Annotated in this window: 9 protein-coding genes and 2 rRNA genes (1 of these 11 cut by a window edge); all 11 read right to left on the bottom strand. The window is 64.3% G+C overall.

What is annotated here, in order from left to right; translation table 11 throughout:
• Nucleotides 1–24: 24 nt before the first annotated feature.
• Entirely contained in the window at nt 25–597 is a 573-nt protein-coding gene (locus OG510_RS32710) for a MerR family transcriptional regulator (RefSeq protein ID WP_203600653.1), read from the bottom strand.
• Nucleotides 598–783: 186 nt separating this feature from the next.
• Nucleotides 784–1257, bottom strand: a complete 474-nt coding sequence (locus OG510_RS32705) for a bifunctional nuclease family protein (RefSeq protein ID WP_164266948.1) — start codon at nt 1255–1257, stop codon at nt 784–786.
• Between the two features lie 53 nt (nt 1258–1310).
• Nucleotides 1311–2045 carry a MerR family transcriptional regulator gene (locus OG510_RS32700; RefSeq protein WP_406141544.1) on the bottom strand — a complete coding sequence of 245 codons (735 nt, stop codon included), beginning with the start codon at nt 2043–2045 and terminating at the stop codon, nt 1311–1313.
• Nucleotides 2046–2062: 17 nt separating this feature from the next.
• Nucleotides 2063–2929: an FHA domain-containing protein gene (locus OG510_RS32695; RefSeq protein ID WP_406142676.1), complete on the bottom strand. Its 867-nt coding sequence runs from the start codon at nt 2927–2929 to the stop codon at nt 2063–2065.
• Between the two features lie 148 nt (nt 2930–3077).
• The gene (locus tag OG510_RS32690; protein ID WP_406141542.1) at nt 3078–4052 is read right to left on the bottom strand and encodes a DUF881 domain-containing protein; all 975 of its coding nucleotides are present in this window, start codon (nt 4050–4052) and stop codon (nt 3078–3080) included.
• A 20-nt stretch (nt 4053–4072) separates the two neighbouring features.
• Nucleotides 4073–4405 carry a small basic family protein gene (locus OG510_RS32685; protein WP_164266945.1) on the bottom strand — a complete coding sequence of 111 codons (333 nt, stop codon included), beginning with the start codon at nt 4403–4405 and terminating at the stop codon, nt 4073–4075.
• The gene (locus tag OG510_RS32680; RefSeq protein ID WP_406141540.1) at nt 4402–5325 is read right to left on the bottom strand and encodes a DUF881 domain-containing protein; all 924 of its coding nucleotides are present in this window, start codon (nt 5323–5325) and stop codon (nt 4402–4404) included. Before OG510_RS32680 ends, OG510_RS32685 begins: the two co-directional genes overlap by 4 nt.
• A 118-nt stretch (nt 5326–5443) precedes the next feature.
• Entirely contained in the window at nt 5444–7939 is a 2496-nt protein-coding gene (locus tag OG510_RS32675; protein ID WP_406141539.1) for a sugar phosphate nucleotidyltransferase, read from the bottom strand.
• A gap of 113 nt (nt 7940–8052) precedes the next feature.
• Entirely contained in the window at nt 8053–8661 is a 609-nt protein-coding gene (locus tag OG510_RS32670; protein WP_164266942.1) for a CDP-alcohol phosphatidyltransferase family protein, read from the bottom strand.
• A gap of 184 nt (nt 8662–8845) precedes the next feature.
• Nucleotides 8846–8962 (bottom strand): 5S ribosomal RNA (rrf, locus tag OG510_RS32665).
• A 78-nt stretch (nt 8963–9040) separates the two neighbouring features.
• Nucleotides 9041–12073, bottom strand: a 23S ribosomal RNA gene (locus OG510_RS32660); it runs 91 nt beyond the window's last position.

The following is a 12073-nucleotide window of genomic DNA, read 5'->3' as shown; positions in this document are numbered from 1 at the left end:
GGGCCCCCGCGGCGCGGGAGCCCGTCAGACGGCGCGGTTGCGGCGCCGGGCCAGCTCGTCGGCCGGGTTGTGGCCGATGAGCGTCTCACCGGTGTCGACCCGCTCCCCGTGCAGCTGTGACAGGGCGCTCTCCACGTCCCGCCACACGACCCCGACGGCGATCCCGAAGATCCCCTGGCCGCCCTGCAGCAGCCCGACCACTTCGTCGGGCGAGGTGCACTCGTACACCGTCGCGCCGTCGCTCATCAGCGTCATACGGTCGAGGTCGCGTGCTCCGCGGTCTCTGAGGTGGTGGACGGCCGTCCTGATGTTCTGGAGGGCCACACCCGTGTCCAGGAAACGCTTCACGATCTTGAGGACGACGACGTCCCGGAAGCTGTAGAGGCGCTGGGTGCCGGACCCCTGAGCGGGCCGCACACTCGGTTCGACCAGTCCCGTACGCGCCCAGTAGTCGAGCTGCCGGTAGGTGATACCCGCCGCCGCGCAGGCGGTCGGCCCCCGGTAGCCGACGGTGTCGGTCGTCGTTCCGGCCGCTGAGCCGTGAAGCGGATACGGCACTCCGTCCCCCGGACCCAGTCCGGGGAAATCCCCTGCCATATCTTCGCCGGTGCTTCTCACGCCGACCTCCGTCCTTGAACTGCCCACTCGACGGTAGGCAGTCACTTGGGGTGCGTCAACGATCGCCACACTCGGCACGCCGAGTGATAATCACCCTAGGAGTGGTTTCGCGTGCCTCTCTTCGGGGAACGGCTTGCCGGATGCGCTCACGCTCCGGACGGCGTGTCACTGGCTGTTGGTCCCGAAATCCTCCGGAGAAATCTGGTCGAGGAACTCGCGGAACTTCTCCACCTCGTCCTCCTGCTCGTCCGGGATGGCGATTCCCGCGTCGTCGAGCACCCCGTCACTGCCGTAGATCGGCGTCCCGGTGCGCAGAGCGAGCGCTATGGCGTCGGACGGCCTCGCACTCACCTCGACCCCGCTCGCGAAGACCAGCTCCGCGAAGAAGACCCCGTCCCGCAGGTCGGTGATGCGGACTTCCGTGAGCTCCTGGCCGACCGCTTCGAGGACATCCTTGAAGAGATCATGGGTCAGCGGCCTCGCTGGAGCCATGCCCTGCTGGGCGAAGGCGATCGCGGTCGCCTCACCAGGGCCGATCCAGATAGGGAGATACCGGTCGCCTCCCACTTCACGCAGGAGCACGATCGGCTGGTTGGAGGGCATTTCCACCCGGACACCCACAACGTCGAGCTCGTTCACACAGCAACCCTAGGACGTGCCCGGCAGGTTTGGGTAGTCGGGCACCGCCATGATCAGTACAACCGGACCCGGAGAGAGGTCTGTACGAGGGCCGCGTGCAGCCGCACGGTCAGTGCCGCCAGGTCCTTCGTGGTGGTCTCCGCGTCCGCTCTGGTCTGCGGATTGCGGTTCAGCCGAAGGGGGGCGACGACCTGCTCGATCAGCCCGGACTCGCGGTCGGCGGCCGCTTTCATGGCGCGCAGATGCCGCGGCTCAAGACCGAACCGGCCCAGCTCCGCCACCAGCCCGGCCACATTCACGGCCTCCGCGTCGTATCCGCCCTCCGGAAGCGGCAACAGCAGGCCGTACGACTCCCACTCCCCCAGCTCGGCCGCACTGATCCCGGCGGCCGCCAGCAGCTCGTCCCTGCCCACCCTGGACGCCGTGGGGCCGTCGGCACGCTCCGACGGGCCGTCCGCGCGGAGGGCACCGGGCGCGGGGAGCTGGATCTGCTCACCGCGGCCCAGTGCGTCGAGATGGTCCCTGATGACCTTCAACGGCAGATAGTGGTCGCGCTGCATACGCAGGACCTGGGCCAGCCGCTCGACGTCCGCGGTACCGAACTTCCGGTACCCGGACGACGTGCGCTGCGGCTCGACCAGTCCTTCGGCCTCCAGGAAACGGATCTTGGAGATCGTGACTTCGGGAAACTCTTCCCGGAGCAGATTCAGGACCGTACCGATACTGACCAGCCGGTCGTCCTCGGTGGCGGTGCCGTCGCTGGCACCGCCCGTCGATGATTGCCGCATGGACCTTCCCTGACGGGTCACACGCCCCGCTGGCTCGCGTAGAAGACCAGCCGGTACTTGCCGATCTGCACCTCGTCACCGTTGGAGAGCACGACGGTGTCGATGCGCTCACGGTTGACGTACGTGCCGTTCAGGCTGCCGACGTCCGAGACGGTGAATCCGCCGTCCGCGTTCCTGCGGAACTCCACATGGCGCCTCGACACCGTGACGTCGTCGAGGAAGATGTCGCTCTGCGGATGGCGGCCGGCCGTGGTCAGATCGCCGTCCAGCAGGAAGCGGCTGCCCGAGTTCGGGCCGCGGCGGACCACGAGGAGCGCCGAGCCGAGAGGCAGGGCGTCGACGGCCGCCTGGGCCTCGGGAGAGAGCGACGGCGAAGCGGTCTGCCCGGTCACCTCCGCCTCGTACGCCTCGAGCCCCGAGATGGAGATCGTCGACGTCGTCTCCGAGGGCCGCTCGGGCACCCCGGCCCGCAACGGCGCTCCGCAATTGGAGCAGAACCGACTGTCCTCGGCATTGCGGTGGCCGCACCTCGTACACACCGGCATGGACGCATCCTCCTGCCGCGACTGCCCTGCGTGGGCGTTGGTTGCGTACGGATCGGAGGACAACCCTCGACCCGTACTTGAGGTTGATGCTTCACCAAAACCTATGCGGCTCTGGCCCGCAGGGTCAACAGACGACGCACCCTGATCACCCGAAATGTCGTGACCGGGCCGACCCACCTCGTCGCGGAACAGCGGGCGGTCTCCGCCCTGGTCCTCGCCCTCCATATGACGTGGGGCGCGGTGCCGTGCGCTGTCCTCACGTGCACTCTTGCCGAACAACTTCCCAAACAACTTCACGGGCGATTCCCCTTGACCGAAACAGACCCGCCCGTGGGGCAGGACGAACTCTCAATGAACACACCTGCCGAAGCGGACATCCTTACAACGTCCGTATCCCCCAGACAGTTTCCACCACGCACCCCGCTATTGGTGCGCCGACCCCCCGCAACCCCGTGCCCTTGTCCCGCGGCCCTCGCGCGCCCCCGTCTCACTGCGCCGAGGACCGAGCGTAGTCAGGCCGCTTCGCCGGTCGCAAGGCGTCCACAATGATCTTCTGCTCAGGCGTCACAGTGGCTGTGGCCTGCTCCTTCTCCAGAGTCTGCACCACTCCGCCCGGAATATTCAGCGCAGGCTCCAAGTCGGTCGGTTTCCCGATGACCTTGAAGGTGTACGGAGCGCTGATCTTCTCGGTGTCCACCTGGATCCCGCCGCCCGCGTCGGTGAAGTAGGTGTCCCCCACGACCCGGACGCCATTGACCTGGATCGCCTCGGCGCCCGCCGCCCGCAGCTCCTGGACGGTGTCGAGCAGCATGTCCGCCTGGACCGTCTTGTGCGGGTCGTTGACGAGCAGGGTGATACCCGGGCCCTGGGCCGCCACCGTGCCCGCCAGGATGCCCAGCTGACGCGCCTTCTCGCTCGTCTGCTTGCGCGCCTCCTCGGCCTGGTCCGAGCTGCTCTCCAGCTCGGTGCGCTGGCTCTGCAGCCGCTGCTTCTCGTCCTCGATGCGCTGGGTGCGGTTGTCGAGCTCGTCGAGGATGCGTACCAGGTCCTCCTGGCGTGCACCGCGCAGCGGACTGTTGTCGCTGTTGGAGCGGACCTGGATGGCCAGTCCAAGACCCAGTACGAACAGCAGCAGGGCGACGATGAGTTGGGCCCTGGTGACCCGGGGTGGCCAGAGGGCTGCGATCAGCCGCTGCCGTCCGGCCTGCTTCGGCTGCGGGGCCGGCGTTGCCCCAGAGGCATCGCCCGCGTGGGCCTGCGCGGGCTTCTCCTCGGGCAGCGCTCCGGGGAACCGGCCGGGCCTGCGGCCGGGGCCGCCCTGCGGGCTCTGCGCGCCCTGTGGAGTCTGCGGGCCGTTCGGGCCCTGCGGGCGCTGCGGTTCAGGCGGGCTCTGGGGCTCGGGCGAGCCCTGCCCGTCGCCACCAGGGCCCTGCGGGTCGGGCGGGTCCTCTTCGTTGCTCATCGGTTCGTCACCCATCGGACTCACGCCCGGAACACATGCCTGCGAATGGCCGCGGCGTTCGAGAAGATACGGATGCCGAACACGACAACGACACCGGTCGACAACTGGGCGCCGACGCCCAGCTTGTCGCCGAGGAACACGATCAGCGCGGCCACCACGACATTGGACAGGAAGGACACGACAAAGACCTTGTCCACGAAGATCCCGTCGAGCATGGCCCGCAGACCGCCGAAGACCGCGTCGAGGGCGGCCACGACGGCGATGGGGAGGTACGGCTCGACCATCGCCGGCACTTCGGGCCGGACCAACAGTCCGACCACGACTCCCACGACGAGGCCCAGTACGGCGATCACGATGTGCCCTTCCCTGTGTCGGCCGCGCCTTGGTCGGTGCCGGCGGCCTTCGGCTTTGCTGTACGTACGATCAGGCTCGCGGCGGCCGGAAGGCGCACGTCGGCCTGGTCGGAACTGCTGGTGCGGATCGAGTAGCTGTCCTTCAGGACCTTCAGGTACTGTCCGCCGACACTGTCATCGAATTCGCTGAGCAAGTGCTTCCCGTCCCCCACCGCGAGCACCGTGTACGGCGGCACCAGCGGCCTGTTGTCGACCAGTATGGCGTCACCGGCGGCGCGGATCGCCGACAGAGCCGTCAGCCGCTGGCCGTTGATGGCGATCGCCTCGGCGCCCGACTGCCACAGCGCGTTGACGAACTGCTGCATGTCTCGGTCCCGCACCCGCCCCGTATCCGAGAACCCGGGGCTCTCGCGCGGCCCGCCCCCGTCGCTCTGTTCGCTGTCCTTGGCATCGTCGATGACCAGCTTCACACCGGGACCGTGCACGGCTGTCGCGCCGGACAGCAGCGCCACAAGCCCGCCCTGATCGCCCCCGTGCTGCTGGAGGGCCTTGCGCTGCTGCTCACCGACCGCGTCACGCAGCCCGTCGACCTTCTTCTGCTGCGCGTCGGCGGACGAAGTCTCCGACTCGATACGGTCGATGAGCTCCTGGCGTTCCTTCGCGACGACCGGCGCGGTGACCCTGGCCTGCGCGGCGCCGACGGTGACGACGACCGCCGCGAGCACCAGCCCCGCGGCGAGACCGAGCTTGGCCCGCAGGGAACGCGGCATCCCCGTACGGCCTTCGGCCCGCCGCCGGGCGGTCGCCTCGGCGTAGCCGTCGTCGAGGCTGTGGTCCATCACGTTGTTGAGCAGCGACATCGACGCATCGGGGCGGGGGGACGGGGAGGCTCCGCTCCGAATGGGGGGCTGCTTCGGCATGCCGCACATCGTCGCACGTCCCCGCCGCGGCCTCCCAATGGCCCCGTCGGTGGACCGTACGGCTCGCACTCACGCCGCACGGTCCACTGTCAAGACACCGCAATGCCCCGCTACGGCGTCACTGACCTGCGCCGTCCACGATCGACGACCACTCGTCGAGCAGCACCTGGGCCGACGCGTCGTCGGGCCCTTCCGCCCACAGATGAGTGACGGCCTCGGCCGGAGCCGGCAGCACCATCACCCAGCGTCCGTCGGGGTCGACGACCCGCACACCGTCCGTGGTGTCCACGGACCGGTCGGCCGCCGCCTCCACCACCCGGCGCATGACAAGGCCCTTGACGGCCCAGGGAGTCGCCAGATCACGGCGGAGCACATGCGCACGCGGGATACGCGCATCGATCTGGCTGAGCGTCAACTGTGTACGCGAGACCAGACCGATCAGCCGGACGAACGCCGCGGTGCCGTCGAAGACACTGCTGGACTCGGGGATGATGAAGCCACCGCGCCCGTCGCCGCCGAAGATGGTCGAGTCCTCGCGGCCGACCCGGGTCAGGTCGTCCGGTGATGTGGTCGTCCACTCCACCTGGGTGCCGTGGTACGCGGCGACCTGCTCGGCGATCCTCGTGGTCGTCACCGGCAGCGCGACGCGGCCGCTGCGCCGCTCCGCGGCGATCAGGTCCAGCATGACCAGCAGGGCGCGGTCGTCCTCGATGATGCGTCCACGCTCGTCGACGAGGGAGAGCCGCTCGCCCACCGGGTCGAAGCGCACTCCGAACGCCGCCCGCGCCGATGCCACGATCTCGCCGAGCCTGACGAGCCCGGCGCGGCGGGTGTCCGCGGTCTCCGTCGGCCTCGACTCGTCGAGTCCCGGGTTGATGACGAGCGCGTCGACACCGAGCCGCCCGAGGAGGCTGGGCAGGACGAGCCCGGCACTGCCGTTGGACGCGTCGACCACGACCTTGAGCCCGGCATCGGCGATGCCCGTGGTGTCCACGTTGCGGAGGAGGGAGCCGGTGTACGAGTCGAAGACGCTCGCCGGGAAGTGCAGGTCCCCGATCTCACCGGGGAAGGCTCGCCGGTACTCCTGGCGCGCGTACACCCGGTCCAGCTTGCGCTGCCTGCCCTGCGAGAGGTCAGCGCCCCGCTCGTCGAAGAACATGATGTCCACGGAGTCGGGCACACCGGGCGAGGTCCGGATCATGATGCCGCCCGCACTGCCCCGGGCGGTCTGCTGCCTGGCCACCGGCAGCGGCACGTTCTCCAGGTCCCGTACGTCGATGGCGCTGGCCTGGAGGGCGGAGATCACCGCACGCTTGAGGGCACGCGCACCACGTGAGTGGTCACGTGCGGTGGTGACCGTGGAACCCTTCTTCAGCGTGGTGGCGTATGCGCCGGCCAGCCGTACGGCCAGCTCGGGGGTGATTTCGACGTTCAGGATTCCGGAGACTCCACGCGCGCCGAACAGATGCGCCTGGCCCCGGGATTCCCAGATCACCGAGGTGTTGACGAAGGCGCCGGCCTCGATGGTCTTGAACGGGTAGACCCGCACATTGCCCTGGATGATGGATTCCTCACCGACAAGGCACTCATCACCGATGACGGCGCCGTCCTCGATGCGGGCGGCCCGCATGATGTCGGTGTTCTTCCCGATCACACAGCCACGCAGATTGGACTGCTGGCCGATGTACACGTTGTCGTGAATGACGGCCTTGTGCAGGAAGGCGCCGGTCTTGACGACCACATTGGATCCGACGACGGTGTGCTCCCGGATCTCCACGCCCTCTTCCACCTTGGCGTAGTCGCCGATGTAGAGCGGCCCTCTGAGTACGGCGTCGGGGTGCACTTCAGCACCTTCGGAGACCCATACACCGGGAGAGATCTCGAAGCCGTCGATGTCCACATCGACTTTGCCTTCGAGGACGTCGGCCTGTGCCTTCACATAGCTCTCGTGAGTGCCCACGTCTTCCCAGTAGCCCTCGGCGATATAGCCGTAGACCCGCTTGCCCTCCTTCATGAGCTGGGGGAAGACATCACCGGACCAGTCGACCGACACGTCCGCGTCCACGTAGTCGAAGACTTCGGGTTCCATCACATAAATGCCCGTGTTCACGGTGTCCGAGAAGACCTGGCCCCAGGTCGGCTTCTCCAGGAAGCGCTCGACCTTTCCTTCCTCGTCCACAATGGTGATGCCGAACTCCAGAGGGTTCGGCACACGGGTCAGGCACACCGTGACGAGTGCGCCCTTCTCCTTATGAAAATTAATGAGGTCCGTCAGGTCGAAGTCGGTGAGCGCATCCCCTGAGATCACCAGAAAGGTGTCGTCCTTCAGCGCCTCTTCCGCATTCTTGACGCTTCCTGCGGTGCCGAGCGGCTTCTCCTCGTTGGCGTATGTGAGCTCCATACCGAGCTCTTCACCGTCGCCGAAGTAATTCTTGACGAGGGATGCGAGGAACTGCACGGTGACGACGGTTTCACTGAGCCCGTGCCGCTTCAACAGCCGCAGCACATGTTCCATGATCGGTCGGTTGACCACCGGCAGGAGCGGCTTGGGCATACTTGAGGTCATAGGGCGAAGACGTGTGCCTTCGCCACCAGCCATCACGACGGCCTTCATGTCGGAAGCGCCCTCCTTGAGATGTCGACAGTCCAGCCGACTTCACCCGTCCGGTGAGGACACTCGGGCGTCATACGCAAACCGGCCACGCTGCACGGTGCGCATCGACGAGTTCAATCGGCTGCTACATCCGCCTTCACGAGCCGACGGACTTGTACCACATACAGGATTCCTGCCCACCAGTAGAGCGTTGTACCCCACCCTGCGAACGCCCATCCGAGAATCGACGCCAGGGTGCTCAGCCAGCCGCTGCCGTCGCTGAGCAGGAGCAACGGGAACGCGTACATCAAGTTGAAGGTAGCTGCCTTGCCCAGAAAGTTCACCTGGGGCGGCGGATAGCCGTGCCTGCGCAGGATTCCCACCATGACCAGAAGCATCAGCTCACGGGCCAATAGTGCCGCCGTCAACCAAATCGGCAGAATCTCCCGCCAGGTCAGACCGACCAAGGTGGAGAGAATGAAGAGACGGTCAGCGGCGGGGTCGAGCAGCCGTCCCAGGTTGCTGATCTGGTTCCAACGGCGGGCGAGCTTGCCGTCGAGATAATCGCTGACACCACTGAGCATCAACACCAGCAATGCCCAGCCGTCGCTCTTGGGCCCGCCGAACTCGGGCCGGAGAATCAGCCACAGGAAAACGGGCACACCGACCAGGCGGGCCATGCTGAGGATGTTGGGGATGGTGAGTACCCGGTCCGTCTGAACACGGGTCTCCTGGACCTCCACCCGGGGGCCTCCTGTGAGGAACGTACGAACGATGCTTCCTGACCTTACCCTCAGCAGCGGCCGGCCAAGGCACGGGGGTCAGCCCTCAGGTGCCGGTATGGCCGTGGACCTGCCGTGAACTACACGTGGACGCAGAAATGCCTCAGCCCCGAACCATAACGGTCCGGGGCTGAGGCTAAAAATTGTTCGGCGGCGTCCTACTCTCCCACAGGGTCCCCCCTGCAGTACCATCGGCGCTGAAAGGCTTAGCTTCCGGGTTCGGAATGTAACCGGGCGTTTCCCTAACGCAATGACCACCGAAACACTATGAAATTAACCAACACCGGATACAACACGGTCGTTCGTTATTTCAGAACTAACACAGTGGACGCGAGCAACTGAGGACAAGCCCTCGGCCTATTAGTACCAGTCAGCTCCACCCGTTACCGGGCTTCCACATCTGGCCTATCAACCCAGTCGTCTACTGGGAGCCTTAACCCCTCAAAGGGGGAGGGAACACTCATCTCGAAGCAGGCTTCCCGCTTAGATGCTTTCAGCGGTTATCCTTTCCGAACGTAGCCAACCAGCCATGCCCTTGGCAGGACAACTGGCACACCAGAGGTTCGTCCGTCCCGGTCCTCTCGTACTAGGGACAGCCCTTCTCAATATTCCTACGCGCGCAGAGGATAGGGACCGAACTGTCTCACGACGTTCTAAACCCAGCTCGCGTACCGCTTTAATGGGCGAACAGCCCAACCCTTGGGACCGACTCCAGCCCCAGGATGCGACGAGCCGACATCGAGGTGCCAAACCATCCCGTCGATATGGACTCTTGGGGAAGATCAGCCTGTTATCCCCGGGGTACCTTTTATCCGTTGAGCGACAGCGCTTCCACAAGCCACTGCCGGATCACTAGTCCCGACTTTCGTCCCTGCTCGACCCGTCGGTCTCACAGTCAAGCTCCCTTGTGCACTTACACTCAACACCTGATTGCCAACCAGGCTGAGGGAACCTTTGGGCGCCTCCGTTACTCTTTAGGAGGCAACCGCCCCAGTTAAACTACCCATCAGACACTGTCCCTGATCCGGATCACGGACCGAGGTTAGACATCCAGCACGACCAGAGTGGTATTTCAACGACGACTCCACAACCACTGGCGTGGCCGCTTCACAGTCTCCCACCTATCCTACACAAGCCGAACCGAACACCAATATCAAACTGTAGTAAAGGTCCCGGGGTCTTTCCGTCCTTCTGCGCGAAACGAGCATCTTTACTCGTAGTGCAATTTCACCGGGCCTATGGTTGAGACAGTCGAGAAGTCGTTACGCCATTCGTGCAGGTCGGAACTTACCCGACAAGGAATTTCGCTACCTTAGGATGGTTATAGTTACCACCGCCGTTTACTGGCGCTTAAGTTCTCAGCTTCGCCACACCGAAATGTGACTAACCGGTCCCCTTAACGTTCCAGCACCGGGCAGGCGTCAGTCCGTATACATCGCCTTACGGCTTCGCACGGACCTGTGTTTTTAGTAAACAGTCGCTTCTCGCTGGTCTCTGCGGCCACCCCCAGCTCACACCGTAAAGATGATCACCAGGAATGGCCCCCCTTCTCCCGAAGTTACGGGGGCATTTTGCCGAGTTCCTTAACCATAGTTCACCCGAACGCCTCGGTATTCTCTACCTGACCACCTGAGTCGGTTTAGGGTACGGGCCGCCATGAAACTCGCTAGAGGCTTTTCTCGACAGCATAGGATCATCCACTTCACCACAATCGGCTCGGCATCAGGTCTCACCCACATGTCATCCGGATTTACCTGGACAACGGGCTACACCCTTACCCCGGGACAACCACCGCCCGGGCTGGACTACCTTCCTGCGTCACCCCATCGCTTACCTACTACCACCTTGGTTCAGCGGCTCCACCACTCCCCTTTCCCCGAAGGGTCCAGGACGGCTTCACGGCCTTAGCATTAATGGGCTCAGTACTGGGCGTTTCAAAGCGGGTACCGGAATATCAACCGGTTGTCCATCGACTACGCCTGTCGGCCTCGCCTTAGGTCCCGACTTACCCTGGGCAGATCAGCTTGACCCAGGAACCCTTAGTCAATCGGCGCACACGTTTCTCACGTGTGTATCGCTACTCATGCCTGCATTCTCACTCGTGAACCGTCCACAACTCGCTTCCGCGGCTGCTTCACCCGGCACACGACGCTCCCCTACCCATCCCAGCCCCCGTTAGAGGTATATGCTGGAATGACACGACTTCGGCGGTACGCTTGAGCCCCGCTACATTGTCGGCGCGGAATCACTTGACCAGTGAGCTATTACGCACTCTTTCAAGGATGGCTGCTTCTAAGCCAACCTCCTGGTTGTCTCTGCGACTCCACATCCTTTTCCACTTAGCGTACGCTTAGGGGCCTTAGTCGATGCTCTGGGCTGTTTCCCTCTCGACCATGGAGCTTATCCCCCACAGTCTCACTGCCGCGCTCTCACTTACCGGCATTCGGAGTTTGGCTAAGGTCAGTAACCCGGTAGGGCCCATCGCCTATCCAGTGCTCTACCTCCGGCAAGAAACACACGACGCTGCACCTAAATGCATTTCGGGGAGAACCAGCTATCACGGAGTTTGATTGGCCTTTCACCCCTAACCACAGGTCATCCCCCAGGTTTTCAACCCTGGTGGGTTCGGTCCTCCACGACCTCTTACAGCCGCTTCAACCTGCCCATGGCTAGATCACTCCGCTTCGGGTCTAGAGCGTGCAACTCAAACGCCCTATTAGGACTCGCTTTCGCTACGGCTTCCCCACACGGGTTAACCTCGCTACACACCGCTAACTCGCAGGCTCATTCTTCAAAAGGCACGCAGTCACGACCCACATTCCGAAGAACATGAGCGACGCTCCCACGGCTTGTAGGCACACGGTTTCAGGTACTATTTCACTCCGCTCCCGCGGTACTTTTCACCATTCCCTCACGGTACTATCCGCTATCGGTCACCAGGGAATATTTAGGCTTAGCGGGTGGTCCCGCCAGATTCACACGGGATTTCTCGGGCCCCGTGCTACTTGGGAATCACACAAGCAAGCCGTTGATGTTTCAGCTACGGGGGTCTTACCCTCTACGCCGGACCTTTCGCATGTCCTTCGCCTACACCAACGGTTTCTAACTCGCCCAACAGCCGGCAGACTATTGAAGTGCAACCCCACAACCCCGCATGCGCAACCCCTGCCGGGTATCACACACATACGGTTTGGCCTCATCCGGTTTCGCTCGCCACTACTCCCGGAATCACGGTTGTTTTCTCTTCCTGAGGGTACTGAGATGTTTCACTTCCCCTCGTTCCCTCCACATGCCCTATGTGTTCAGGCATGGGTGACAGCCCATGACGACTGCCGGGTTTCCCCATTCGGAAACCCCCGGATCAAAGCCTGGT

It is taken from the genome of Streptomyces sp. NBC_01089, from assembly GCF_045162975.1.
In the GTDB taxonomy this organism is placed as follows: domain Bacteria; phylum Actinomycetota; class Actinomycetes; order Streptomycetales; family Streptomycetaceae; genus Streptomyces.
This window is presented reverse-complemented; position numbering and strand designations above follow the sequence as displayed.

What these genes read in the sequence shown, in the direction of transcription:
- OG510_RS32710 (WP_203600653.1), bottom strand. Translation starts at nt 597, where the DNA reads ATGGCAGGGGATTTCCCCGGACTGGGTCCGGGGGACGGAGTGCCGTAT.
- OG510_RS32700 (WP_406141544.1), bottom strand. Translation starts at nt 2,045, where the DNA reads ATGCGGCAATCATCGACGGGCGGTGCCAGCGACGGCACCGCCACCGAG.
- OG510_RS32690 (WP_406141542.1), bottom strand. Translation starts at nt 4,052, where the DNA reads ATGAGCAACGAAGAGGACCCGCCCGACCCGCAGGGCCCTGGTGGCGAC.
- OG510_RS32680 (WP_406141540.1), bottom strand. Translation starts at nt 5,325, where the DNA reads ATGCCGAAGCAGCCCCCCATTCGGAGCGGAGCCTCCCCGTCCCCCCGC.
- OG510_RS32675 (WP_406141539.1), bottom strand. Translation starts at nt 7,939, where the DNA reads ATGAAGGCCGTCGTGATGGCTGGTGGCGAAGGCACACGTCTTCGCCCT.